At 72.3% G+C, this 22,766-nt stretch carries 23 protein-coding genes; 7 read left to right on the top strand and 16 right to left on the bottom strand.

Annotation, left to right across the window (positions count from 1 at the left end):
• Positions 1 to 49: 49 nt before the first annotated feature.
• Both ABZ374_RS28720 and ABZ374_RS28715 read right to left on the bottom strand, forming a co-directional pair.
• Positions 50 to 1,207, bottom strand: a complete 1,158-nt coding sequence (locus tag ABZ374_RS28720) for an agmatine deiminase family protein (protein ID WP_360316134.1) — start codon at positions 1,205 to 1,207, stop codon at positions 50 to 52.
• A gap of 485 nt (positions 1,208 to 1,692) precedes the next feature.
• A complete protein-coding gene (locus tag ABZ374_RS28715) occupies positions 1,693 to 2,277 on the bottom strand; it encodes a TetR/AcrR family transcriptional regulator (RefSeq protein WP_360316131.1) in 585 nt (194 codons plus the stop codon).
• Between the two features lie 340 nt (positions 2,278 to 2,617).
• On the opposite strand from ABZ374_RS28715, the gene ABZ374_RS28710 reads away from it, so the two are divergent.
• The 4 genes from ABZ374_RS28710 to ABZ374_RS28695 all read left to right on the top strand — a co-directional run bounded on the left by ABZ374_RS28710 (position 2,618) and on the right by ABZ374_RS28695 (position 6,631).
• Positions 2,618 to 3,811 carry an agmatine deiminase family protein gene (locus ABZ374_RS28710; RefSeq protein ID WP_360316128.1) on the top strand — a complete coding sequence of 398 codons (1,194 nt, stop codon included), beginning with the start codon at positions 2,618 to 2,620 and terminating at the stop codon, positions 3,809 to 3,811.
• The gene (locus ABZ374_RS28705; RefSeq protein ID WP_360316125.1) at positions 3,808 to 4,716 is read left to right on the top strand and encodes a DUF4436 family protein; all 909 of its coding nucleotides are present in this window, start codon (positions 3,808 to 3,810) and stop codon (positions 4,714 to 4,716) included. Before ABZ374_RS28710 ends, ABZ374_RS28705 begins: the two co-directional genes overlap by 4 nt.
• Before the next feature lie 105 nt (positions 4,717 to 4,821).
• Entirely contained in the window at positions 4,822 to 5,406 is a 585-nt protein-coding gene (locus tag ABZ374_RS28700) for a TetR/AcrR family transcriptional regulator (protein WP_360316122.1), read from the top strand.
• Between the two features lie 100 nt (positions 5,407 to 5,506).
• Positions 5,507 to 6,631: an agmatine deiminase family protein gene (locus tag ABZ374_RS28695; protein ID WP_360316120.1), complete on the top strand. Its 1,125-nt coding sequence runs from the start codon at positions 5,507 to 5,509 to the stop codon at positions 6,629 to 6,631.
• Positions 6,632 to 7,017: 386 nt separating this feature from the next.
• On the opposite strand, the gene ABZ374_RS28690 is transcribed toward ABZ374_RS28695, so the two are convergent.
• The 11 genes from ABZ374_RS28690 to ABZ374_RS28640 all read right to left on the bottom strand — a co-directional run bounded on the left by ABZ374_RS28690 (position 7,018) and on the right by ABZ374_RS28640 (position 16,339).
• Positions 7,018 to 8,364: an ammonium transporter gene (locus tag ABZ374_RS28690; protein WP_360316300.1), complete on the bottom strand. Its 1,347-nt coding sequence runs from the start codon at positions 8,362 to 8,364 to the stop codon at positions 7,018 to 7,020.
• A 20-nt stretch (positions 8,365 to 8,384) separates the two neighbouring features.
• Positions 8,385 to 9,323: an urease accessory protein UreD gene (locus ABZ374_RS28685; protein WP_360316117.1), complete on the bottom strand. Its 939-nt coding sequence runs from the start codon at positions 9,321 to 9,323 to the stop codon at positions 8,385 to 8,387.
• 1 nt (position 9,324) lies between these two features.
• Positions 9,325 to 9,945, bottom strand: a complete 621-nt coding sequence (gene ureG, locus ABZ374_RS28680; protein WP_360316114.1) for an urease accessory protein UreG — start codon at positions 9,943 to 9,945, stop codon at positions 9,325 to 9,327.
• A gap of 47 nt (positions 9,946 to 9,992) precedes the next feature.
• A complete protein-coding gene (locus ABZ374_RS28675; RefSeq protein WP_360316111.1) occupies positions 9,993 to 10,748 on the bottom strand; it encodes an urease accessory UreF family protein in 756 nt (251 codons plus the stop codon).
• Between the two features lie 5 nt (positions 10,749 to 10,753).
• Positions 10,754 to 12,478 (bottom strand): urease subunit alpha, encoded by a 1,725-nt coding sequence (ureC, locus tag ABZ374_RS28670; RefSeq protein ID WP_360316109.1) that lies wholly within the window; start codon positions 12,476 to 12,478, stop codon positions 10,754 to 10,756.
• Positions 12,479 to 12,481: 3 nt separating this feature from the next.
• Entirely contained in the window at positions 12,482 to 12,991 is a 510-nt protein-coding gene (locus tag ABZ374_RS28665; RefSeq protein ID WP_360316107.1) for an urease subunit beta, read from the bottom strand.
• Positions 12,988 to 13,890 (bottom strand): cobalamin biosynthesis protein CbiX, encoded by a 903-nt coding sequence (locus tag ABZ374_RS28660; RefSeq protein ID WP_360316105.1) that lies wholly within the window; start codon positions 13,888 to 13,890, stop codon positions 12,988 to 12,990. The genes ABZ374_RS28665 and ABZ374_RS28660 overlap by 4 nt, the downstream gene beginning before the upstream one ends.
• Before the next feature lie 4 nt (positions 13,891 to 13,894).
• Positions 13,895 to 14,200: an urease subunit gamma gene (locus tag ABZ374_RS28655; RefSeq protein ID WP_360316102.1), complete on the bottom strand. Its 306-nt coding sequence runs from the start codon at positions 14,198 to 14,200 to the stop codon at positions 13,895 to 13,897.
• Positions 14,197 to 15,228 carry an urea transporter gene (locus ABZ374_RS28650; RefSeq protein WP_360316100.1) on the bottom strand — a complete coding sequence of 344 codons (1,032 nt, stop codon included), beginning with the start codon at positions 15,226 to 15,228 and terminating at the stop codon, positions 14,197 to 14,199. The genes ABZ374_RS28655 and ABZ374_RS28650 overlap by 4 nt, the downstream gene beginning before the upstream one ends.
• Before the next feature lie 226 nt (positions 15,229 to 15,454).
• The gene (locus tag ABZ374_RS28645) at positions 15,455 to 15,907 is read right to left on the bottom strand and encodes a hypothetical protein (protein WP_360316097.1); all 453 of its coding nucleotides are present in this window, start codon (positions 15,905 to 15,907) and stop codon (positions 15,455 to 15,457) included.
• Between the two features lie 258 nt (positions 15,908 to 16,165).
• Positions 16,166 to 16,339 carry a hypothetical protein gene (locus ABZ374_RS28640; RefSeq protein ID WP_360316094.1) on the bottom strand — a complete coding sequence of 58 codons (174 nt, stop codon included), beginning with the start codon at positions 16,337 to 16,339 and terminating at the stop codon, positions 16,166 to 16,168.
• Between the two features lie 352 nt (positions 16,340 to 16,691).
• Here ABZ374_RS28640 and ABZ374_RS28635 point away from each other — a divergent pair, with 352 nt between their 5' ends.
• Both ABZ374_RS28635 and ABZ374_RS28630 read left to right on the top strand, forming a co-directional pair.
• A complete protein-coding gene (locus ABZ374_RS28635; RefSeq protein ID WP_360316091.1) occupies positions 16,692 to 17,339 on the top strand; it encodes an ankyrin repeat domain-containing protein in 648 nt (215 codons plus the stop codon).
• The gene (locus ABZ374_RS28630) at positions 17,336 to 18,490 is read left to right on the top strand and encodes a YncE family protein (RefSeq protein WP_360316089.1); all 1,155 of its coding nucleotides are present in this window, start codon (positions 17,336 to 17,338) and stop codon (positions 18,488 to 18,490) included. The genes ABZ374_RS28635 and ABZ374_RS28630 overlap by 4 nt, the downstream gene beginning before the upstream one ends.
• Positions 18,491 to 18,566: 76 nt before the next feature.
• Here the strand turns inward: ABZ374_RS28630 and ABZ374_RS28625 are convergent, their stop codons facing one another.
• On the bottom strand, positions 18,567 to 18,965 hold the full coding sequence (locus ABZ374_RS28625; protein WP_360316086.1) for a hypothetical protein: 399 nt from the start codon (positions 18,963 to 18,965) through the stop codon (positions 18,567 to 18,569).
• Between the two features lie 174 nt (positions 18,966 to 19,139).
• Positions 19,140 to 20,345: a Dyp-type peroxidase gene (locus ABZ374_RS28620; protein WP_360316083.1), complete on the bottom strand. Its 1,206-nt coding sequence runs from the start codon at positions 20,343 to 20,345 to the stop codon at positions 19,140 to 19,142.
• Here ABZ374_RS28620 and ABZ374_RS28615 point away from each other — a divergent pair.
• On the top strand, positions 20,344 to 21,750 hold the full coding sequence (locus tag ABZ374_RS28615; RefSeq protein ID WP_360316080.1) for a right-handed parallel beta-helix repeat-containing protein: 1,407 nt from the start codon (positions 20,344 to 20,346) through the stop codon (positions 21,748 to 21,750). The genes ABZ374_RS28620 and ABZ374_RS28615 overlap by 2 nt on opposite strands.
• A gap of 108 nt (positions 21,751 to 21,858) precedes the next feature.
• Here ABZ374_RS28615 and ABZ374_RS28610 read toward each other — a convergent pair whose 3' ends face one another.
• Entirely contained in the window at positions 21,859 to 22,641 is a 783-nt protein-coding gene (locus ABZ374_RS28610) for a hypothetical protein (RefSeq protein ID WP_360316077.1), read from the bottom strand.
• Positions 22,642 to 22,766: the final 125 nt, after the last annotated feature.

Below are 22,766 nucleotides of genomic sequence, written 5' to 3'. Positions count from 1 at the left end.
GGTTGGTGCCGGGGACGGCCGGCACCCGGGGCGGTGCGAAGGGGGTCGGTCAGGGCGCGGGCTCCTGCATCGTGGTGCAGTGGATGCCGCCGCCGCCTCCGCCGATCCGGTCGGTGTCGAGCTGCACCACCTGGCGGCCGGGGTACGCGGCGGCGACGACCCGGCGGGCCGCCTCGTCCTTGGTGCGGTCGCCGAACTGGGACATGACCACGCCGCCGTTGCACACGTGGAAGTTGACGTAGGAGTCGACGAAGTCGGGGTTCGACGAACGGATGGTGTCCGGGCCGTCGATGCGGACGACCTGGAGACGGCGGCCGCGGGCGTCCGTCGCGGCGGACAGGATCGCCAGTTGTCGGCGGGCGTCCTTCGCCCAGATGTCGGTGCGGCTCGCGGGCGGGACCTGCACCATGACGACGCCGGGGCCGATGAAGCGCGAGGTGGCGTCGATGTGGTCGTCGGTGATGTCCTGGCCCTTGATGCCGGGCACCCAGATCATCTTGCTCGCGCCGTAGGCGGCGAGGACGGCCTGCTCGACCTGTGCCTTGGTCATGCCGGGGTTGCGGTTGTTGTCGACCAGGCTGCTCTCGGTGGCCATGACGGTGCCGTCCCCGTCGGTTTCGATGGCGCCGCCTTCGCCGGTGAACCCGGCTCGGGTGAAGGCGAGTCGGTCGTACGCGGCGATGTTCGCGGCGACGCGGGCGTCCTTGGCGTGCGTCTGCTTGTTGCCCCAGCCGTTGAACCCGAGGCCGACCGCGTCGCGGCCGCCCTGGCCGTCGGTGCGAAAGACCGGCGCGGTGTCGCGGGCCCACAGGTCGTCGACGGGTATCGAGCTGATGACGGTGACCGTGGAGCCGCACTTGGCGCGCGCGGCGCTCGCACCGGCGGCGTCCGGCGCACACATGATCACCGGTTCGAACCGGGCGATCGTCCGGGCGATCAAGGCGATGTCGTTCTGCACGCCGCCGAGCTGACGGCCCCAGATGGAGGAGTTGGTCGGCCAGGCCATCCAGGTGCGGACGTGCGCGACGTCGTCGGCCGGGATCCGCAGGGCCGCCGCGGCGCGCGCGGCCGGGGCCAGGACCGCCTGACCGCCGACCGCCAGGCCGGTCGCTCCGAGCAGGACTCCGCCGAGCACTCGGCGGCGCGAGGGCCCTGCGTCGATCGCCCCGGAATCGGAGTGAGGGGTGTTGCTGCGCGCTCCATGCATGGCTGGCTCTCCCTGTCGGGTGATAGCTCCGCCGTTCGGCGGCACGGATGGACGAAGACCGGGGTGCGCGGGGTTGCCGACGGCACCGGGCGCACCAGACACCCGGCGTCCGTCGACGCCCCCGTGACCACCGGACCGGCCTGTGACGCCGCGCGCCACGGGTTGTGCGGCGGGCGGGTAGGCCGGTCCGGTGTGTCCACACTGTTCCACTGACTGAAAAATCAGTCAAGACTGCGGACCGGATTGGACCGCGGCGGATTCGAACGGGGTCACGGACGGGCAGCGCCACTACGGCGGCCGGGCGCACGCTGCGCCGCAGGGGTGTACAGACGGGGTCGGCGGATCGGCGGATCGGCGCGGTCTACCCGCCAATGAGCTTATGAAGCAAGGGAGTTGGCGCCATGCCTGCCGCGTGCGCAACCGCCCGGCGCGACCCCCGGGGCGACCCTGGGCGCAGCCCCCGGGCCGACACCTGGGAGGGTCCCTCAGGCGCGGCCGAGGCGGGAGAGTTCGGCGTCGATCGCGCCGAGTATCAGCGTGCGGGCCCGGTCGAGGGTCAGCCCCTCGCTCAGCCAGCGCCCGCTGAGCCCTTCGAGGAGCGCCGTGAGCCGCTGGGCGGCCTCCAGCGCCAGGCTCGCGGGCACCGCCGGCAGCACCGCCGCGATCAGGCCGGCGACCTCGCCGTCCCATACCCGGGTGGCCTCGGCGAGTTCGGCGCGCAACAGGGCGTCGAACATCGCGCTTGCCCGCAACTCGCCCCACGCGGTGCTGTTCTCGCGCACCTCCGCGGTGTCCTGGAACTCCAGGAGCAGCGTCTGCTCCAGCACCGCGCGCGGGTCCGTCAGGTGCTCCGCGGCGACGTGTTCGGCCGTGTACCGCTCGGCCCGATTGTTGATGAACTCCAGGGTCGCGCGCAGTACTCCGGCGCGGTCCTTGAAGTGGTAGTAGATCAACCCGTTCGACACACCGGCCTCGGCGGCCAGTTCCTCGATGCGCAGGCCCCGGACCCCACGGCGGGCGATGAGCCGCGCCGCGGCTTCCATGATTACGGTACGACGGTCGTGGGCCATGGCTCGCCACCTTACCCTTCGGCACCACCGGCACCACGCGCCCCGCCCGGCCGGGCTCGGTCCGACGGATCCCGGCGCGTCGGGCCGCGTCGACCGAGGCCGTGCCGGGGGGGGTGGCCGCATGGGGCTTTTCATTCGACCGTTTCTCCGGTGCGGCGAGGTGCGGTGCCGGGCTGCGCGGCGCCACCAGGGCAGGGCCCGGGTCGCGGCGGGGCCGTCACCCGGTCCGACGCGGCCCCGTGGCGGTTCGGGGGTCCGTTCCCGATTTGTGGGTATACGCCGCCGACCAGATCCCCCGGGGCGGCGGTGCCGCATCCGCCGAGCCCTGCCCGGAGCCGCCATGCCCGCCTCCCCGTCCCGCCGCGACGTGCTGAAGTCGCTCGCCGGGCTGGCCGTGCTCGGATCCGGCGCCGCCGCGTGCGGGGAGTCGGGCGGATCCGGTGCGGCGGAGCCGTCGACCGCGGCGCCGACCGGGCAGGCGTCCGGCACGCCGTTGCCGGGGTCCGTCGCGGCCGGCGGTCACGTGTTCGGTGCGGAGTGGGACCGCCACGAGCGCACGTTCATGTCGTGGCCCTCCTCCGCGGCGATCTGGGGCAGCGACCTGGGGCCGGTGCGGGCGGACATCGCCGGGATCGCCCGCGCCGTCGCCGAGTACGAGCCGGTCGTCATGATGGCTTCCCCCGGCCAGGAGGACGCGGCCCGCAGCGCCTGTGGGGGACGCGTCGAGGTGATCACCCTCGCCGTCGACGACCTGTGGGCGCGCGACACGGTCCCGGTGTTCGTCGAGGACGCCGGGAGGCTCACCGGCGTGGACTTCAACTTCAACGGCTGGGGGAACAAGCAGCCGCACGACAACGACGCGAAGGTCGGCCGGGAACTGCTCGCCCGCTACGGCATCCCGCGCGTGGTCGCCCCACTGGTCGCCGAGGGCGGTTCGTTCGAGACCGACGGCCGGGGAACCCTCCTGGTGACCGAGAGTTCGGTGGTCAACGACAACCGCAACCCCGGCAAGTCCCGGCAGCGGATCGAGGACGAGCTCGAACAGACCCTGGGCGTCACCCGGGTCGTCTGGTTCGCGGGTGTCCGGGGCGAGGACATCACCGACGCGCACGTCGACAGCCTGGTTCGCTTCACCACCCCCGGCACGGTCCTGCTCGACCGGGCGTTTCCCGGGACGCCGCCGGACTCGTGGTCCCGCGCGAGCGACCAGGCCCAGGCCGTCCTGGCAAATGCCGTCGACGCCCGCGGCAAGCCCCTCGACGTCGTGGAACTCCCGCAGCCCGACCCGGACTTGATCGCCGGACACGGCGACAGCTTCGTCTCCACGTACGCGAACTTCTACGTCGCCAACGGCGCGGTGTTCGTGCCGCGCTTCGGCGACGACAAGGCCGACGACCGCGCGCAGCAGATCCTGCGCGACCACTTCCCCGGCCGCACGGTGGTGCCGCTGTCCATCGACACGATCGCCTCGGGCGGCGGCGGCATCCACTGCGCCACGCACGACATGCCCGCCGTCCCGCCGGCCGGGCGATGACGGAACCCGATCCCCGCGAGCACCGCCGAGCAGGGACGGGCCCGACCGAGAACTCCGCGAAGCCGCGTCGCCGCCTGTGGGGCCCCGCTCTGGTGGCGGCCGGCGTGTGCGCCGCGGCCGGCCTGGGCCTGTGGCTGCAAATCGGTGAGCGGCTCGCCCTCGACGAGCGCCACGTGGTCGGGTCCGGCGCGCCCGACCAGGTCGACGTCGACGCGTCCGTACAACGCGTGGACGCCGCAAGTCGGGAGCTGACCCTGCGGGTCGCGGTCGTCCCGCGCGGACGCATGGCCGACCCGGACGGACTGTCCCCGGCCGGCGACCTGGTCGTCCGGACCTCGGCGGCGGTGCGCGGCGACCTGGCCCACCGTGCACACACCCGGATCGCGACGACGGACCTGCCGGTCGCGTTGGCCGGAGGAGCGGTCACCGACTACCCGTTCGACTCGTACGACACGGACCTGGAGTTCACCGCCCTGTACGACGGGCGGCCGGCTCCGGTGCGGATGACGCTCACCGACAACGACGCGCTGTTCAGCGCCCGCGTGCGGGCCGACGCCGGCGACGACGCCGCCGTGACGGTCGACCTGGCCCGCTCCAACAGTGTTCTGGTCTTCGCCGTCTTCATGATGGCGGCCATGTGGGCACTCGCCGTCGCGGTGGTCATCGGCACCCGGTACCTGGTCACCGGCCGCCGCGGGTTGGTGTGGCCGGCCCTCGGCTGGATGGCCGCGACGCTGTTCGCGCCGGCCGCGTTCCGCAACACCGCCCCCGGCAATCCGCCCATCGGCTCGATCCTGGACTACACGGCGTTCCTGTGGGCGGAGGCGATCGTCGCCGTCGCCGTCATCACGACCGTGGTCGCCGGCTACCGGGTCGAGACGCATGCGCGGGGACCGGAACGGTGATCGCCGGGGCCGGAACGGTGATCGCGGAACCACCCGCGCGCTATGATGACTGAATATTCAGTTAGTACAAGGGGCGGCCGGGCGCCACCCCGGTGGGGTGCCAACGTGTCGAGCCGTCAGTCATTGATCTTGGAAACGGCCGCCGGGCTCATCGCCAGGCGAGGGGTGCGCGGCCTGCGGGTGGAGGAGCTGGCCGCCGAGGCCGGTGTGTCCGTCGGGCTGGTCTACTACCACTTCGGCGACCGGGCCGGGCTCATGCAGCGCACCTGGGAGTTCATCAACGAGCGCGCCGAGCGCTACACGTGGTCCGACAGCGATCCGGATCTGGATCCGCGCGGTCGCCTGGAGGAGATGTTGTTGCTCGAACTCCAGGACGCCCCGGAGGTGATGGAGAACAGCACGGCCTGGGGAGAGTTCCGGGCGAGCGCCATCTTCGTGCCGGAACTCGGCCTACAGGTCCGCGAGGCGACCGCGCAGTGGGTACGGGACGCGGAGGCGCTGGTCCGCCGCGGGCAGGACAATGGTGACATCACCCCGACCGTGGTCGCGGCCGACGCGGCCGAGCGGCTCACCGCCCTGGTCGAGGGCCTGAGCGAACGCTGGCTGGCCGGCTCGCTCCCCCTGGATCGGGCCCGCTTCCTGCTCCGCGGCGCACTGGCCCTGGAACTGGGACCGCAGCCGCGCGACTGACCCACGCCGGACCCGCCGCCACGAGCCATCCGCGTGGAATGGCACCCCCGTCGGCCCACAACCCGCGCCGCGCGGACCGGGGCCCGGATCGGAGAACCGTATGCCCGAACAGCCCGCTCCCCACCGCGGCATCCTGCGGCGAGCCGCCGAATGGGGTGCCGCCGTCATGGGCGCCGGAACCACGTCCGCCGATCCGGCGCCGGCGTCCGCCGACGGTGCGCCGCGCCGGCACGTGCCTGCCGACCACGTCCCGCATGCGCGCACGTGGATGTCCTGGCCGGCCGACCGTTCCATCTGGGGCCGCCGACTGGCGGGCGTGCAGGCGGACATCGCGCTGATCGCCCGAACGGTCGCCGCGTTCGAGCCGGTGGTGATGTGCGCGATCGACGAGCGCGCCGCGGCCGAGGCGCGGGCGCGCTGCGGGCCCGGCGTCACCGTCACCGCCGAGATCCCCACCGACGACCTGTGGATGCGGGACACGTGCCCGGTGTTCCGCACCGACGGCGCGGGCGGACTCGACGCGCTCGGGCTCGGCTTCAACGGCTGGGGCCGCAAGCAGACCCACCGCAACGACGCCCGCGTCGCCGAATACGTCGCCGAGTACGAGCAGCTGCCCTTCGGCCGCGCGGACTTCGTCGGCGAAGGCGGCGCGATCGAGACCGACGGCGACGGCACGGTCATGGCCACCGAGAGCAGCCTGGTCAACGCAAACCGCAACCGGGGCCTGAGCAAGGCGCGGATCGAGGCCGCCGTACTGCGCGCGTACGGCGCCATCACCATGTTGTGGGTACCCGGCGTCAAGGGCCGGGACATCACCGATGATCACATCGACGTGACCGCGCGTTTCATCCGACCCGGCGTCGTCATGGTCCAGGTCCCCCCGGCCGACCGCACCGACATCTGGGCCCGGGACGCCCGCCGGCAGCTCGCCATCCTGTCCGCCGCGACCGATGCCCGGGGCCGCCGCCTCACCGTGACCACCGTCGAAGGCCCGGACGAACCCCGCAGCACCGAACGCGACTTCGTCGACTCCTACCTGAACTTCCACGTCGTCAACGGCGCCGTGATCACCGCGCAGTTCGGCGACCGCCCCAAGGACGAGGCGGCCCGCACCACCCTCGCCACCGCGTTCCCCGGACGCAGCATCGTGCAACTCGACGTCGACCGCCTGATGGCCGGCGGCGGCGGCATCCACTGCTCCACCATGCAACAACCCACCGGGTGACCCGACCACGCCACTTCCCCGGCACGGCCTCGGGCCCAACGCCACACCGTGCCGAGCAGCGTGTCGCAGGACGGCCCCATGGACGGCGGTTCGCGCATGCCGAGTTGCGCGAACTGCTCCTGGGCTCGCGCTCGCGCCTGCGTCTTCGCATTCGTCGACGGCCCGCACGACGGGGACGGCGCGCGACCGCACCCGGCCCTGGCCGAGGCAGTCGCCGGGGCGCCCGATCCCGACGACACCGAGGCCGTCGCGAAGGCCCTGCGGGAATTGGCGACGCAGTTGTTCCGCGACGACATGACGTCGCCCCACGCGACACCCGGTCCCTCGCGGCCGAGCGGACGCTCCTCGGGTCCGACGGCTCGGGCCCGCCATGGGTGCGCGGGGCCTCAGTCGTCGTAGCGGGCGCGGAGGAGGGTGCGGATTTGTTCGACCAGTTCGCGGTCCGAGGTGGTGGGGCCGTCGGGCTGGAGTGCGCCGAGGCGTTCGGCGGTACGGAAGTCGTATGCGCGCTCCTCGGCTTCGCCGGGGACGGCTTCGTACGGGTGGACGGCGCGGAAGCCGATCGTGACGTCGATGGCCTTGGCGATGATCCAGGTGAGGAGGAAGGAGAAGGCCGCCACGCTCGCGATGGCCACCAGTTGTTTGCCGAGCAGGGCGAGGCCGCCGCCGTAGAACAGGCCCTCGTGGCCGCTGATCCGGGCGGTCGCGAACAGGCCGACCATGATCAGGCCGATCAGGCCGCCGACCCCGTGCACGCCCACCACGTCCAGGGTGTCGTCCACGCCGACGCGATACTTCCAGGTGATCGCGAACGCGCAGACGAAACCGGTGACCAGGCCGGTGATCAAGGCGGCGAAGGGATCGATCTCACCGCACGCCGGAGTGATGGCGACCATGCCCGCGACCGCCGAGGACACCACGCCGACCGTGCTGACCCGCCCGGTGCGCCACTTCTCCACCAGCGGCCAGGTCACCATCGCACCGGCCGCACCCAATTGCGTGTTCAGGAACGCCGTCGCGGCCGTGCCCTGTGCGCCGAGGGCCGAACCGGCGTTGAAGCCGAACCAGCCGAACCACAACAGGCCCACGCCGATCACCACGAGCGGAATGTTGTTGGGACGCTCCTCCCGACGGGCGAGGTCGGCCGGGGTGCGCAAGGCCAACGCGACCGCCAGACCCGACACGCCGGAGTTGAGTTCGACCGGCAGGCCACCCGCGAAGTCCACCGCACCCAGATGCTCGACGATCCACCCGTCGGGGTCGAACACCCAGTGCGCGACGGGCACATACACGATCAGCAGCCAGGCGGCCACGAAGACGAGCCAACCCTTCATCGTGGCCCGGTCCGCGATCGACCCGCTGATCAGCGCGACGGTGACGATCGCGAAGCCCATCTGGAAGGTGCTGTACACATAGGTCGGGATTCGACCGGTGAGCGTGTTGAACTCGATCCCGCGCATGAACGAGTGGTCCAGATCGCCGATCAGCCCCGCACCGCCGACGTCCGGCCCGAACGCCAGGGAGTAGCCGACGGCGAACCACAGGATGCTGCCGAAGCACAGCGCGGCGAAGCTCATCTTCACCATCATCAGGACGTGCCTGGTGCGCACCATGCCGCCGTAGAAGAACGCCAGACCCGGCGTCATCAGCAGGACCATCGCGGTGGAGGCGAGCAACCACGCGGTGTCGCCGGAGTCGTAACCGGCCGGCATCGGAGCGAGGGCGGTGTCGATCGACATGGGAATCCTCTTGGTCAGGACTTGCGCAGGTCCGGCGCGGGTCCGCCGGTCAGGAGTCGTCGGGCCGCGTCCCAGGAGGCGAGTCGGGCCGCTTCGACGCGCATCGGGCAGTGGTCGAGCAGGCGCAGCCACGCGCCGCAGTCGTGCGGCAGAGTGCTGACGCCGAAACGCAGGTCTTGGCCGGCCAACGCGGTGTGCAGGGCGTCCGCGATGCGTTCGGGGGGCACCCGATCGGTGACCACGTGCAGCGTGTGGACGAGGTCGTGCCCGGCGAAGACCCCGGGGCCGAGCACACCGGCCGTACCGGGTTCCAGGCGCAGCGTGTCGACCACCAGCAATCGGCCGTCGGGGCGGCGCATCCGCAGATCGCCGGCGAGGGTGCGGTAGGCGTGCCGTTCGCCCCGGGCCAGCCGGCCGGCGGTGATCGTCTCGCTCAGGAGCACCGTGGCGCCCGGTTCGACGACGACGTCGGTGTGTTGGTAGAAGCGGCTGTCCGCGAAGGGGATGATCGGGTCGGGCAGATATTCGACGTAGGATCCGGCCCGCGCGGTGAGGTGCACGCGCTGGGTCGCGTAGTCGTGTTCCATCCGGTAGACCTTGGTCGCCGACTGGGTCGTCACATGCACCCTGGTGTCGGGTCCGCAGTCGAAGTCCATCCGGTAGCGGTCGGCCTGGGCCACGCCGCCGCCGGTGGACATCACGAACACGTAGGCCATGTCGGTCAGATGCGGGTCGAACCACATCGGTCGCATCAGTTGCAGCGGCGACTTCTGGTAGCGCTCGACCAGTTCGGTCCGCCCGGAGCGGACCGCGAAGCCCAGGTCGAGGATGCCGACCTTGGCGGGCGAGCCGACCGGCAGGGTGTCCGGAACCGACGCCAGTGCCGCGATCGGGCCCGGCACCCGGGGCGTCTCGTAGTACCGGGGCGCGAGTCGGTCGAGTGCCGTGCGCACGTCAGATCAGTACCTTGCGGCGCGCTTCCAGGAAGTCGGCGACGTCCTGCACGCCCCGACCGCCGAGACAGTCGGTGAGGATCACGGGGGCGCCGTCGCGGACCCGGATCGCATCGGACTCCATCACCGCGACGTCGGTGCGCACGTACTGTGCGATGTCCACCTTGTTGATCACCAGCAGGTCGGATTCGGTGATGCCGGGCCCGCGTTTGCGCGGCATCTTCTCCCCCTCGGCGGTGTCGAGGACGAAGACGAACAGGTCGGCGAGTGCCGGACTGAAGGTGAGGGTGAGGTTGTCGCCGCCGCTCTCGTACAGCAGCGTGTCGACGTCGGGGAATCGCTCCAGCATCTCGGCGCCGGCCGCGAGGTTCATCGTCGGGTCGTCGCGCACGGCGGTGTGCGGGCAGGCGCCGGTCTCGACCCCGACGATCCTGCCCGGTTCGAGGATGCCGTCCAGGGTGCGGCGCACGTGCTGGGCGTCCTCCTGGGTGTAGATGTCGTTGGTGATCACCGCGGGGTGGTTGCCGCGCGCGATCATCAGCGGGACCAGTGCCTCGATCAGCGCGGTCTTGCCCGAGCCGACCGGGCCGCCGATGCCGATCCGAAAGACGTTGTCGTCCATGTGGTGCCCTTCTCGCGATGGGATGGTGTGCTGCCGGGGGGCGCTGCTCAACTGGCGAACAGGCGTGCCTCGGCCCGTTCGTGCCGGCCGGACATGACGTCGCAGGCGAACACGCTCGCCCCGAGATCGGCCCGGTCGCGCCGCAGCGCCTGCTCGGTGGTCTCTTCGATCACCGGCGCGACGTGCCGCAACAGCGCCTGGGTGCTGCGGTGATCGGTCAGCCGCAGGCGCAGCGCCGCGCCCGCGAAGCTGACGCAGTACGCGAACAGGTCGGCGGCCACGGCTGCCCGCACCGCCACCCCGGTGGCGGCGTAGACGACACCGGTGACCACGGCCTGGGTTCCGATCGCCTCGCGGGCGGTGACCGCTCGGTGGTAGTCGGCGATCTGCGGTCGATCGAAGATCTCTTGTGCCAGGTCCAGGAGTTGGCGCCCGGTCCGGGTCGAGGCCAGGCGCATCTCGCGGCTGAGCTTGGTCGCGTACAGGTGCTCGTCGACGTCGATCACGTCCGCACGGTTCCCGGCCGCCGCGGCCCGGTGCGCGAGCGCGAGGGCGGTGGCGTCCGTGGGCCCGACGCCGTGTCGCAGCAGGTCCTCGAGCAGTGCCGGCAGCGAGTCCGGGTCCACGGCCTTGGCCTGCGCGAAGCCCTCCAGGCTGTGCGAGAGCGTGTAGAAGCCGCTCGGGAACGCGGAGTCGGTCAGTTGCAGGATCACCAACAGGGGATCGAGACCGCGGCCCGCGTGGCCGGGCGCCTCGGCGGGTGGGGCGCTTCCCTCCGCCGCGCCCTCCTGCTCCGTACACATCCGCTCTAGGCCAGGAAGAAGAGTTGATTCAACGGCAGTTCGGCCGCCGGCGCGATGGAGGCGACCTCGCCGTCGAGGGTGACCCGGTAGGTCTCGGGGTCCACCTCGATGTGTGGCAGGGCGTCGTTGCGGATCATGTTGTGCTTGCCGATGGTGCGGGTGCGGCACACCGGTTTGATCTGCCGCTTGAGGTCGAGCCGCTGCGGCACCTCGTTGTCGATGGCCGCGTTCGACATGAAGGTGACGTGGGTGGCCTGCAGGGCGCGACCGAGCCGGCCGAACATCGGCCGGTAGTACACCGGTTGCGGGGTCGGCAGGGACGCGTTGGGGTCGCCCATCCGGGCCCACGAGACGATGCCGCCCTTGATCACCATCTTGGGCTTGGCGCCGAAGGAGTGCATCGGCCACAGCACGATGTCGGCGAGTTTGCCCTTCTCGATCGACCCGACGTGATCGGAGATGCCGGTGGCGATGGCCGGGTTGATGGTGACCTTGGCCAGGTACCGCAACACGCGCCGGTTGTCGTTGCGCTCGCTGTCGCCCGCCAGTTTGCCGCGCTGGTCCTTGCAGTGGTGGGCGATCTGGAAGGCGCGGGTGACCGATTCGCCGACCCGGCCCATGGCCTGCGAGTCGGACGCGATGATGCTGATCACCCCAAGATCGTGCAGCACGGTCTCGGCCGCGATCGTCTCGGCCCGCACCCGGCTGTCGGCGAAGGCGACGTCCTCGGGGATCTCGTGGCTCAGGTGGTGGCAGACCATCACCATGTCCAGGAGTTCGTCCACCGAGTTGCGGGTGTACGGCAGCGTCGGGTTGGTCGACGCGGGCAGTACGTTCGACTCGCCGGCGACCCGGATGATGTCGGGGGCGTGGCCGCCGCCCGCGCCCTCGCTGTGGAAGGTGTGGATGGTGCGGCCGTCGATCGCCGAACGGGTGTCCTCGAAGAACCCACCCTCGTTGAGGGTGTCGGTGTGGATGGAGACCTGCACGTCGTAACGGTCGGCCACTTCAAGGGAGTTGCGCACGACGGCCGGGGTCGCGCCCCAGTCCTCGTGCACCTTCAGGCCGCACGCGCCCGCCTCGATCTGCTCGTTCAGTGCCTCGGGCAGGCTCCCGTTGCCCTTGCCGAGGATGCCGACGTTGACCGGCCAGTCCTCGACCGCCTGGAGGAAGCGGGAGATGTTGTACGGCCCCGGTGTGCACGTGGTGCCGTTGGTGCCGTCGGTGGGTCCGGTGCCGCCGCCGATCAGGGTGGTGATGCCGTTGCTCAGCGCGTTCTCCGCCTGCTGCGGCGCGATCAGGTGCACGTGGGTGTCGATCGCGCCGGGGGTGGCGATCAGGTGCTCGCCGGAGATGGCCTCGGTGCCCGGGCCGATCACCAGGTTCGGGTCGACCCGGTCCTGGGTCTGCGGATTGCCGGACTTGCCGATGCCGGCGATCATGCCGTTTCTGATGCCGATGTCGCACTTGACGATGCCCGCGATCGGGTCGATCAGCACGACGTTGGTGATCACCGTGTCCAGGGCGCCCTGGGCGGAGGTGGCCTGCGGGTCGGCGGACATGCCGTCGCGGAAGGACTTGCCACCGCCGTAGACGACTTCGTCGCCGTACTGGCCCTCGCTGAAGTCCTTTTCCACCTCGACCAGCAGATTGGTGTCCGCGAGGTGGAAGCGGTCGCCCACGGTCGGGCCGAACAGGTCCGCGTACTGTTTGCGCGTCAGGATGGGCATCGGTCAGGAACCCTTCTTCTTCTTGGCGGCGGGAGCCTTGCGGCCGGCCGCGGGAGCCTTGCGCCCGGCTCCGGGCTTCGCGGCACGGGTCTTCGCGGCAGCGGAGTCGACGGGGGCGGACTTCTTCGGGGACGCCACACCCTCGGCGCCTTCGAAGCCCAGCTCGATCGCCCTGCGCACCGCCTCCACCCGCACCGGGTGGGACGCGAGGCTGCCGTTGAGCAGTCCGCTGAAGCCGACGATGCGACCGGTGCCCGCGTACTCGCACAGTTCCACCTCGCGGGTGCCGCCGGGTTCGAGCCGAATCGACGTACCGGCGGCGATGTTCAGGTGCATGCCCAGGGTTTGGCCTCGGTCGAAGGACAGCGCCGAGTTGACCTCGAAGAAGTGGTAGTGCGAACCGATCTGCACGGCACGATCGCCGGTGTTGCGCACGGTGACCTTCAGCGTGCGACGACCGGCGTTGATCTCGATCGGGTCGTCGGCGTACAGGTATCTCGGGCGGGGTTTCATGCGGTACTCCTGGTGTCGGCGGGCAACGGGAACTCCGCGCCCGGTGGCGGGGACGGGGCGGCTCCGGCGACCGGCGCGGTCGGGTCCGGGTGGGGGTGGAAGTGGCGGTGGACGCGGTGGTCGTGCCCGTGAGCGGACGGGTGGTCGTGGTCACCGCCGCGACCGTCGGGCCCGGGCCCGGGCCGGTGGCTGTGCGCGAGGCCGTGGTCGTGATCGGCGAGCGGGGCGCCGGTCAGGCCCGCGTCGCCGGCGTCGTACCGGGCCCACGCGGTGGCCACGCGCGCCGCGAGCACCTCCGCCAGCGCGGCCGGCGAAAGCAGCGGACCCGTCGACACCGCGCGCGGGATCGCCGCGACGTCCGGCGCGGCGAAGGCGGCCGGCAGCACCGCCACCCGCTCGGCGCCCAGCAGACGACAGCGACGCAGCCCCTCGACCGGATCGGGATCACCGCCGACGAAGGAGACCTCGACGACGCGATACCCGCCGTGGCACCGGACCAGACTGGCCACGCGCGCCAACTCGGCGTCCTCGTACGGATCGCCGCCGGGCGCGGTGATCAACAGCGCCGCGTCCGCGGGGGCGCGCCGGGCCGCCGCCCGCAGCCACCCGACGAGGTGCACACAGGTCGCGAACGGCTCGGCCAACACGACGCGCGCACCGCGGCCGGGAGCGAGCGAGCGCAGCGTGCGCGCGGCGTCCGCGGCCAGGCCGGGTTGACGTCCGAGGGTCATCGGCACCACGCACACCCGCACGCCCTCGCGCACGAGTTCGCTCACGCGGCGATACAGCGCGCGCCCACCGGCCACCGCGTCCACGCCGGGCGGCAGGATCGCGCGCAACGCACGGCCGGCGTCGGCCTCGTGCCCGCACACCGCGACGACCCGGTCCGAGCCGGCCACCGGCTCAACCGCCGATGGGGTCGTGGCACGAGACCAGCTTGGTGCCGTCCACGAACGTGGCCTCGACCTGTAGAAGTGGGAGCATCTCGCGTACGCCCGGCATCGCGACGTTCTTGCCGACGATGTGCCGACCCAGTTCCATGCAGTCGGCCACGGTCTTGCCGTCGCGGGCGCCCTCCAGGATCGCCTCGGTGATCAGCGCGACGGACTCCGCGTAATTGAGCCGCAGTCCGCGCTCGCGTCGTTTGCGGGCGAGATCGGCGACGACGTAGACGAGCAGTTTGTCGATCTCGCGAGGGGCCAGATTCATCGCGGGTGCCTTTCCGGAAGGGGGGATGGGCCGGGGACGGCGACGGGATCGCCCGAAGGCGCGGGCGCACGCGCGGGCCGAAGCCGGGGAAGCCCGGGCACGGCCGCCATCAGCACCCACGTGGTGAGGATGAAGGGCCACGTGAAGGTGTGGCCGCCGAAGGTCTTGAACAGCGTGGTGAGCGCGGCGGTCAGGCCGGTGGCCGCGGCGGCGCCGAAGAGCGCGTACAGGCCGTTCGGGACGGTCCCGGCCAGCAGGACCGCACCCACCGCGATCGCGACCAGGACCGCGTTGTATCCGTAGATGCCCTGGGCGATCAGCGTGTTCGGCGCTCCCAGCGCCCATGCGGTGAGGATGCCGACCATGCTGCCGAGGGCCGCGAATCCCACCACCCGCAGACCCGCGAAGGTCAGTCCCAGCAGCATGATCAGGCCGACCTGCCACTCCTGGACCAGGAAGATCTGCGAGACGTTCGAAAAGAACGCCCGCCGGATGTCGCCCCAGGTCAGCATGTCGACGCGCGCCGTGGTGTCGGCGAGCGCGGCCGGCGAACCGTGCCAGATGCGATCGAAGGACGGTGCGCCGAGCACCATCACGCCGGACACGAGACAAAAGGGCGCGGTGAGCGGCGTCAGTCCGTACGGGCCGAGCAGCGTCGTCAGGGCCGCCCCGAGCAGCGGGCAGAGGATCGCGCCGAGTACGGCGAGGAGGTAGGTCGAGGGATGGTTGCCCAGGTAGGTCACCAGCGCGATGCCGGTCAGACAGCCCGAATAGCCGTGCAGGCCCTGGGCGATGGCGCCGCGATCGACGCCAAGGACCGCGGCGGTCGCGGTCGAGACGGCGGTGCCGATGACCGCGAACAGCCCTACCGTCCAGTCCGCGACCCACAGGGCGGCCAGGAACAGGACTCCGGTGGCGACGGCGGGTTGCAGGTCCACCTGCCCGAAGCCGCGAATGAACGCGAGGAGAGCCGTCGACGCGGGCCGCACCGGCGTGAGCGGGCTCGGATGCGTGGCGGTCGACGGCATGTGTGCGGCTCCACGCATCGGATGGGACGACGATTCACAACCACCCAATGCGGCCGGATGATCACATACTGTTACATATAGACCATGCCGCGAGTCCCTCATCGGATCGACGCGGCGAGTTGCTCCATCCACGTGTCGTGCCCCCGAACCCGGGTGGCGCGCGCCGATCGCGCCGGCGCGCCCTGCTGTCATGCGAGGCGTCGACGGCGCCACTTCACAGCCGACGTCAGCCTTCCGGACGGATCCCGTACTCGGCCAACCACCGGAGCAACTCGTCGCGGGAGGCTCGGACCAGGCGCCCGCCCGTGAAACGCACGTCGTGGGTGACCTCCGCCACGCATTCGCCGGGCGGCGCGAACGACCGCGCCTCCTCGTCGGTGCCGAACTCGGCTTCCGCGAGCACCAGGCCCCGAAGCCGGCCCTCGAAGACATCGACGCCCAAGGGGGGCACGGCGAAACGCGTCTTGCACAACACCGCGGCCGGCAGCGCGGCGAGCACGTCGTACTCGGCGGGCGACAGATACGTGTTCGTGATCAGGCCCTGGACGGCGCCGGGCCGACGGACGGGGACCTTCTGGGTGAGCTTGAACTCGCGGCGACCGTCCCCGAAGTGCACTCGCCGCAGCCGCAACCGAGTGCCGTGCACGTACCGGTCGGTGATGGCACGAATGGCGGTCACCGCCGACGGGTCCGGGGGGCCGGCCGCCAGGAACCGTCTCTCGCGCTCGACCCGCGAGTACTTGCCCGGGCGAACCGGCCTACCCTCGACCCCACTTGCCCCGTCCGTCATGACGGACAGCTTCCCAGTCGTCCCTTGCCTCTCCGCCGCCGCGGCGGGAGAGCGAACCGGCCGGGCCGTCCGCCGGTTCCGGCGCTACGCGCCCGACGCCTGCGGGGGTGGCGGCTCGCCGGGGAACGCGGACCCCGCCGACCCGGGTCAGCCGGTGCGGTGACCGTCCCGGACGATGGCTCCCCCCTGGACGACCAGGGGCATCTGCCGGGCGGGGTCGGCCAGTACGGCGAGATCCTGCAGCGGATCGGCGGCCAGGACGACGAGGTCGGCGCGGGCGCCGATCGCCAGGGTGCCGATCTCGCCCTCCCGGTCGAGCAACCGGGCGTGCTCGGTTCGTCGCGGGCGGCGGTGCGGACCGCGTCCACGCCGTCGGCGATGCGGGAGTCGGCGACGCAGCACGGGTGGTCGCGGAACGCGTCGAGCAGGGCGGCGAACTCCTCGGCGGGGGTGCGGTGGCCGGGCGTGGGGTGGTGGAGGCGTGCCGGTGTGCCGAGCGGGGCGGCCGGGGTTGTTCGGCGCGGGCGGCGTGGCGGGTGGGCGTGGGATCGGCCGATCGGATGATCTCGCCGTCCACCATTCGTCGCCGTCGGACCGGTCGGGGCGCCGACGCCGGGGCGGGGGTGGCGGCGCAGGATGGGGGTTGCCGTCCCGCCTCGTGAAGGAGATCGTGATGACCGACCGCCCCCTGACCCCGGCCGACCGGGCCCTGTCGGATGCCGTCGACCGCGGTGACCTCGACGCCGTGCGCGCGGCGTCGGCCGCCGGTGCCGACCTCGGGGCGCGGGACGCCGCCGGTCGCACTCCGCTGTTGCGCGCCGCCCTCGCCGACCGGGTCGCCGTCGCCGCGCTGCTGGTGGAGGCCGGGGCCGACGTCAACGCCCAGGACGCCCGGCTGGACAGTCCGTGGCTGGTCACCGGGGTCACCGGCAGCGTGCCGATGATGCGTGCCCTGCTGCCCGGCCGGCCGGACGTCGCCCTGCGCAACCGGTTCGGCGGGGTGTCCGTGATCCCGGCCGCCGAGCGCGGCCACGTCGAGTACGTCCGCGCCGTCCTCGCCGAGACCGACATCGACGTCGACCACGTCAACGACCTCGGCTGGACCGCCCTGCTGGAGGCCGTGATCCTCGGCGACGGCGGGCTCGCCCATCGCGAGGTGGTGGACGTCCTGCTCGCCCACGGGGCCGACCCCCTGCTGCCCGACGGCGACGACGTCACCGCCCGTGTCCACGCCGAACGCCGCGGCTTCCGGGAGATCGCCGCCGCCCTGCGGGCCGCCGAGGCCGTGCGGGCCGACGACTCCCGCCCGGACCGACCGTGAACGCCCGGGCCACGGCCGGCCGCGCCGGTGTGCTCGCCGCGCTCGCCGCCGTCCTGCTCGCCGGCTGCGCCGGGTCCCCGCCCGCACGCGCTCCGGCGCCGTCGCCCGCCCCGGCCGCGCCCTTCGCGGCCTCGGCTCCGGCCGTCGCGCCCGTGCCGGGTTCGCCGTCCACCACCCTGCTCGTCACCGACTTCGGCGCCGACACCGTCACCTTCGTCGACCCGTCCCGCCCCGGCCCCGCCGCCGCCCTCGGCTCGGTCCGCGTCGGCACCGCCCCCTACGGGCTCGCCGTCGCCCCCGACGGCACCGCGTGGGTGGCCACCGCCGAGGGCGTCGCCGTCGTCGACACCCGCACCCGTACCCGCACCGCGCTCATCCCGTACACCACCCGCACCGGCCGCGTCACCACCGGCGAGTACCGGGGCGGCGGCATGGGCATCGCCCTGTCCCCCGACGGCACCCGGGTCTACGTCGGCGTCAACGTGCCCGGCGGCAACGGCTTCCTGGAGGTCGTCGACACCGCCGGCCGTAAGGTCGCCCGGGTCGTCCCGGTCGGCCGCCGTCCCTTCGACGTGGACATCTCCGCCGACGGCCGCCACGTGTACGTCACCGACCACGACTCCTTCGACGTCACCACCGTCGCCACCGCCGACTGGGCCACCCGGCGGATCGAGGTCGCCCCGTACGGCACCCGCGGCGGCCTCGGCTCGTGGCTCAAGCCCCACTACACCGCCGTCCGCCCCGTCGACGGCGCCCTGCTGCTCCCCTTCGAGGGCGAGCGCCTCGCCGTCGTCGACCCGGCGACCGGCCGGGTCACCATCGAGCCGATGACCGCCAACGCCCACCAGCACGGCGTCACCGTCGCCCCGGACGGCACCCTCTACGTCGTCGCCACCGGCCCGATCGACTCCGACGTCGACGCCGGTCCATCGCTCACCATCCGCGCCCCCGACGGGAGCGAACGGGTCGTCCCGCTCGACGGCCCGCACGAGAGCGTCACCCTGTCCCGCGACGGCCGCATCGCGTACGTCTCCGGCGGCTTCACCCGCGACGGCGGCTGGGACGGCCTCACCCTGGTCGACACCGCCACCGGGGCCACCACCCGCCTGCCCGTCGGCCGACTCCCGCTGACGGTCGCCGTCCTGCCGTGAACCCGAGCGAACCGGGCGTGTCGGATTCCGGTTCGGCGCCGGGGTGGTGGTCACCCGCGCGGCCTCGGCCGGTCCGTCAGGCGTCCTCCCCCCGATCGCCACCGAGGCGATATCCCGCGCGGTACGACGACTCCTGGATGCCGTACAGCTCGGCGTACGGGCCGCCCCGGGCGAGCAGTTCCTCGTGTGTGCCGTGCTCGGCCACCCGGGTGCCGTCCAGGAGGGCCGTGCGCGGCAGTGCGTCCGCGCTCCGCTCGCCCGTGGTCAGTCGCCCGGCCTCGGCCATCTCCGTCTCCAATGCGAGCACCGCCGCCACCGAGTGCGCGGCCGGCGGCAACGCCCAGCTCAGACCGCCGAAAGCCAGCGCGCTCACACCCGCCGTGGCCTGGGCGAACAGGACCACTTCACCGATGCCGACACTGCCGGCGACCGCGTCGTGGGCCAACGACCACAGCAGCAGGCCATTGGCCGCCACCAGCACGAGGATCGTGCGGCCGAGCGGTCTATTTCGGGCGCACGAAAGAGACCTTCCGGTACAGGAGTTCGGGGGCCAGGGCATTGTCCACGACGACTCGCTCGACGGGGTCCACCGGGACTCGCCGGGATCCACCCGGATCCGACCCCCGAACGCCCGCACGGGGAGCCGGTGTTACCTCCAGAGTTGTTCGCCCAGGGTTCCGCCCGGGTTGATGCCCGGAAGCACGTAGGCCACCGCCGAGGCCCGGTGTTCGATGAAGGGGATCAGCGCGTCGCGGGTGGCCAGGCGGTTTTGTACACGGGTGAACAGGGCGGGGTCGCGCATGAACGCGCAGAACAGCAGCCCTCGGTCGTCCGGTCCGTCGTCGTAGTTGTAGCTGCGGCGGAGCATCCGGGCGCCTCCGTCGAGCCGGGGGCTGCTGAGCCGGACGTGGGCCGTCACGGGGATGATGTAGGCGCCGTCCGCGTGCTTGGCGTAGATGTCCGGATCATCGTGTTCGGCGGTGCCGGTGAGCGGGACGCCGTCCCCGATGCGGCGGCCGATCATCTTGTTCTGCCGGTCCTCGGGGATTGCCGCGAAACCGGCGACGTCCATGTGGATTCTGCGGTAGACCAGGATGGTTCCGTGCTCGTGGGCTCCCGGTGGGCCCCAGACCCAGCGCCCTGCGGCCGTGTCGTCGGGGTTGGCGGTGCCGTCCTTGAAGCCGAAGAGGTTTCGCGGCGTGACGCCGGGGGCGGTGTGGGGCAGGAAGCCGGATTGGGTCCAGCGCGGGACGGCGCCGGCGGACTGCGCGGCGGTGGCGGCCAGTTCGGCGACCACGGTCAGTGTCCAGCGGTCGGCGGCGCACAGTTGGAGCAGTAGGTCGCCGTTGCCGCGGGCCGCATCCAGGCGATCGTCGGGGAAGGCCGGCAGGTCGGCCAGTTCGGCGGGCACGTTCAGGGCGAGCCGGGACGCGAGCGCGGGGCCGACGCCGACGACGCACGCGAGTCGGGTCGTCTCTCCGGTGTGCAGACGCGGATCGGGCAGCGTGCCGGCGGCCGCGCCGGAGAGGGTGCCGGTCAGCGCGGCGAGGACGTTGCGCAGGGTCTCGCGGTCCGCGGCGACGGACCTCGGCGGAAGATCGAAGGACAACATCTGCGTGGCGGGCAACTGCGGCTCCGTCACCCCGGCTTGGCGCAGGCCGTGAAAGCGGATCGCCGCCGGCGAGGCGCCGGACCCGGTACCGCGGCCTTGCGGCCGAGCGTGGTTCGCCACCGGCTCCGCCGCCGCGCCGACCGCTGCGGCCAGCGCCGCTCCGGTCGCGAACAGGGCTCTGCGTCCCAATCCGGACGTGGCGGGTCGCGCCGGCTCCTGCGGGCTCTTCGGTTCGGTGTGCATGCGCGATATTGCAGACGATAGAACACCTGTCATGCAACTCTTGTCTCTTCCACGCCTGTTGCCCCGTCCGACGACTCGGCCCGCCGCCCTCCGGACGAGAACGCCGCGACGCCTGTCGCTGCTGCTGGTCGGTGTCGCGGTGGCGCTCGCGGGTTGCTCGTCGACGGATTCCCCGTCGTCCGACGACCGGCACCCGGCCGGGAACGTGGTTCGGGTACCGCAGGACTTCCGCACGGTACAGAAGGCGGTGGACGTCGCTCGCGAGGGCGACACGGTGCTGGTCGACCCCGGCGTGTACCGCGAGAGCGTGCGGGTCGCCACGCCGCGCGTGGTGCTGCGCGGCACCGACCGCAACACGGTGGTCTTCGACGGCGGTGTGCGGCTCGCCAATGGCATCACCGTCACCGGTGCCGGCTCGGTGGTGGAGAACCTCACCGTCCGCGGCTACCTCGCCAACGGCGTGCTGTTCACCGGCGTCACCGACGAGCGCCTGCAACAGCGCGGCGCCGGCGGCTCGGCCTACAATCCGCTGGACACCACCCGCTTCCCGATGGTGCAGGGGTTTCGGGCCACCAAGGTGACGGCGTACAACAACGGGCTCTACGGCATCTACGCGTTCGACGCGCGCGGCGGGATCATCGAGGACTCCTACGCTTCCGGACAGGCCGATTCCGGTATCTACGTCGGCCAGTGCAAGCCGTGCGACACGCTGGTGCGCGGCAACACGGTGGAGCGCAACGCGGTGGGCATCGAGATCACCAATGCCTCGGAGGGCCTGTCGGTACTCGGCAATCGTGTCGTCGGCAACCGCGTCGGAGTGACGGTGAACTCCAACGACCTGGAGGCGCTCGCGCCGCAACACGGCGCGGTGATCGCCGGCAACGTGGTCGCCGACAACAACGCCTCGGACTCGCCCGAACAGGCCGACGGAGGCTTCGGGATCGGCATCGGCATCGGTGGCGGCCAGGAGAATCGCATCGCGCGCAACCTCGTCCGGGGCAATCGCTCGGCCGGGGTCGTGGTCACCGACCCGGCCGGGCATCCGGCCGTCGGCAACCGCGTCGAAGGCAACCGCGTCACGGACAACGGCGTCGACCTGGTGACGGCCTCGACCGACCCCGGCAACTGCTTCACCGGCAACTCGCCCACGACACAGAGCCCGAACGGTCTGGAGGATCTCGCCGGGTGCGCCGTCACCCCGCGCCGGGCCGTCCCGGCGGGCCGGATCGTCCATGTCCAGCCGCCGCCCGGCGTCGCGTTCCACGCCGTGCCCGCCCCGCCCGCCCAACCCTCGATGCCCGACCCCATGGCACCCGGCCGGCCGGCGACGGACCTGCCCGGGACGGTCGACCCCGACCGCTACGCCCTGCCGACCGGCACCACCGCGATGCCGCAGCCACGCTGAGCGCGGCCGGCGTGCGCCGGGGCGGGTCGACCGGGCCGCTCGGCAGGCGGGTCGGGATGTCACGAAGCCCGATCGGCCGTCGGGGAGCCGCCCCGCCCTCGGCGCACGTCAGCCGGCGATCCACGGCGCCTCGGGCATCCGCGCCTTGTCGTCGCGCCCGGCGATCTCGACGGTCGTCGGGGTGCCCAGGCCCGGCATGCGCATCGTCGCGCGTCGCAGCGTGCCGTCGCCGTCGACCCAGTACGTCAGCGGCGAGAGTTTGCCGTCGGTCGCGTCCTGGGCGCGCGGACCGGAGAACCTGTCGTACTTCCGGTCCTGGATACGATCGTGACCCAGCCAGCGCGCCCCGGACTGCGCCAGCAGCAGCGGGTTGTCGGGCCGGTCGGCTCCGAGTTGGATCAGCAACCTGAGCCCGGAGTCCAGGGGGTCGGCGGTGTAGGCCCGCGACGACCAGCCCTGGCGGGGGATGTGCTCGGCCTGCTGCCACGCCGGACCGTCCACGCCTGCCGGCACCGGCGCCAGGCCCAGACCGGCGCCGTCCCAGACGATCAGGCCGCGGTCGAGTTGGCCGGCGGCTCCGGTGACCTGGTAGCCGCCCACGGCCCGGCGCGTGCGGTAGTCCACGACCGCCTCGACGCGGATCGTGACCCCGCCGCCCTCGGCCGCGGTGAGGGCCACCGCGACCGGACTGGCCTGATACAACGTCAGCCGCGACGCCGCCAGGCGGGACGCCTCGTCGACGGTCACCGCCCGGTCCGGGTCATCGCTGTCGGAGAGCGCCCGGTAGCCGACCAGGCCACCGACCGCGGCTCCGCACAACGCGACCGCCGCCAGGATCGAGAACCAGAGCCTGCGTCGCGGCACGCGGTCGCCGATCTTCTTCCGGACCATGCGGATGCCTTCCCTCACGTCGGTCAAAAACTCGGGCGGGTTCGCGGACCATCGGTCCGAAGAGCCGGAACCGGCCCGGCCTCGGCTCGGGCACCGGTGGATTCGCCGGTTTCGGCGGGATGCCG

This window comes from Embleya sp. NPDC005971, from assembly GCF_040629175.1.
Taxonomy (GTDB): Bacteria; Actinomycetota; Actinomycetes; order Streptomycetales; family Streptomycetaceae; genus Embleya.
Note: the sequence above shows the minus strand (reverse complement) of the source record. Positions and strands in the feature narration are given on the sequence as shown.

Excerpts from the sequence above, each read along its gene's own strand:
- ABZ374_RS28720 (WP_360316134.1), bottom strand. The coding sequence starts at position 1,207 with ATGCATGGAGCGCGCAGCAACACCCCTCACTCCGATTCCGGGGCGATC.
- ABZ374_RS28715 (WP_360316131.1), bottom strand. The coding sequence starts at position 2,277 with ATGGCCCACGACCGTCGTACCGTAATCATGGAAGCCGCGGCGCGGCTC.
- ABZ374_RS28710 (WP_360316128.1), top strand. The coding sequence starts at position 2,618 with ATGCCCGCCTCCCCGTCCCGCCGCGACGTGCTGAAGTCGCTCGCCGGG.
- ABZ374_RS28705 (WP_360316125.1), top strand. The coding sequence starts at position 3,808 with ATGACGGAACCCGATCCCCGCGAGCACCGCCGAGCAGGGACGGGCCCG.
- ABZ374_RS28695 (WP_360316120.1), top strand. The coding sequence starts at position 5,507 with ATGCCCGAACAGCCCGCTCCCCACCGCGGCATCCTGCGGCGAGCCGCC.
- ureG (WP_360316114.1), bottom strand. The coding sequence starts at position 9,945 with ATGGACGACAACGTCTTTCGGATCGGCATCGGCGGCCCGGTCGGCTCG.
- ABZ374_RS28675 (WP_360316111.1), bottom strand. The coding sequence starts at position 10,748 with ATGTGTACGGAGCAGGAGGGCGCGGCGGAGGGAAGCGCCCCACCCGCC.
- ureC (WP_360316109.1), bottom strand. The coding sequence starts at position 12,478 with ATGCCCATCCTGACGCGCAAACAGTACGCGGACCTGTTCGGCCCGACC.
- ABZ374_RS28665 (WP_360316107.1), bottom strand. The coding sequence starts at position 12,991 with ATGAAACCCCGCCCGAGATACCTGTACGCCGACGACCCGATCGAGATC.
- ABZ374_RS28655 (WP_360316102.1), bottom strand. The coding sequence starts at position 14,200 with ATGAATCTGGCCCCTCGCGAGATCGACAAACTGCTCGTCTACGTCGTC.
- ABZ374_RS28650 (WP_360316100.1), bottom strand. The coding sequence starts at position 15,228 with ATGCCGTCGACCGCCACGCATCCGAGCCCGCTCACGCCGGTGCGGCCC.
- ABZ374_RS28635 (WP_360316091.1), top strand. The coding sequence starts at position 16,692 with ATGACCGACCGCCCCCTGACCCCGGCCGACCGGGCCCTGTCGGATGCC.
- ABZ374_RS28615 (WP_360316080.1), top strand. The coding sequence starts at position 20,344 with ATGCGCGATATTGCAGACGATAGAACACCTGTCATGCAACTCTTGTCT.
- ABZ374_RS28620 (WP_360316083.1), bottom strand. The coding sequence starts at position 20,345 with ATGCACACCGAACCGAAGAGCCCGCAGGAGCCGGCGCGACCCGCCACG.
- ABZ374_RS28610 (WP_360316077.1), bottom strand. The coding sequence starts at position 22,641 with ATGGTCCGGAAGAAGATCGGCGACCGCGTGCCGCGACGCAGGCTCTGG.